The sequence below is a fragment of the Oleiphilus sp. HI0132 genome (assembly GCF_001635845.1).
In genome coordinates, this window is sequence record NZ_LWGJ01000722.1 from 1 (window position 1) to 659 (window position 659).

General features: G+C 48.6%; 1 protein-coding gene and 1 pseudogene. One reads left to right on the forward strand and one right to left on the reverse strand.

The features are described from left to right. The first annotated feature begins 125 nt into the window (after positions 1 to 125). Positions 126 to 347, forward strand: a complete 222-nt coding sequence (locus tag A3766_RS29510) for a hypothetical protein (protein ID WP_068510533.1) — start codon at positions 126 to 128, stop codon at positions 345 to 347. Here the strand turns inward: A3766_RS29510 and A3766_RS30745 are convergent. Continuing rightward, positions 318 to 659 (reverse strand): annotated as a pseudogene (locus A3766_RS30745) (hybrid sensor histidine kinase/response regulator); the annotation flags it as partial. The gene A3766_RS29510 and the pseudogene A3766_RS30745 sit on opposite strands and share 30 nt — an antisense overlap.

The following is a 659-nucleotide window of genomic DNA, read 5'->3' on the forward strand; positions in this document are numbered from 1 at the left end:
TCGTTTTACCGTTAGCCGCGTGGCCCCCTTTGTGTGGAAAAATTAGCGAAGCGGTGCACGTTTACTTGCGGTATTGACCTGCTATGCTCAAATAACGGTGGCCGTAATGCGTGTGAGGTGTTGCCATGCACAGCATTAAACAAAAAGTGACAACGCGCTGGCGCGACATGAAGCATGCGCTCCATTGGTGGGGTATTGCGCATTTAGCTAGCCCATTAAAAGGCGAGATCGCGTTGAGCCGATTTTTAGCCTATTACCACCTTGAGCGTGAAGACATCATTGCGCGCGCGCATCAACAGGCCGCGTTATTTGCCAATGATCACGGTAGCGATTGCCGCGATTTGTAATAGTAACCACAGAGTTTGCGTCCCGACTTGAAAACGCGAAATAGTGGTAATCCCCCGGATCACAATAGGGATAACCGCCACAGCGCAAATGAAATACCCGATCGATAGCGGAATACCCAGCAAGGCATGTAAAGCCGATGCGAGAATAGCGGCTTCAATCGCAAAGAAGATAAAAGTAAACGAAGCATAAATAAGTGACGTGACTGTGGAGCCTAAGTAGCCAAACCCGGCACCTCGCGTCAAAAGATCAATGTCTAAACCGTGTTTAGCTGAGTAGTAAGCAATTGGAAAACCGGTAATAAAGAAAACCGC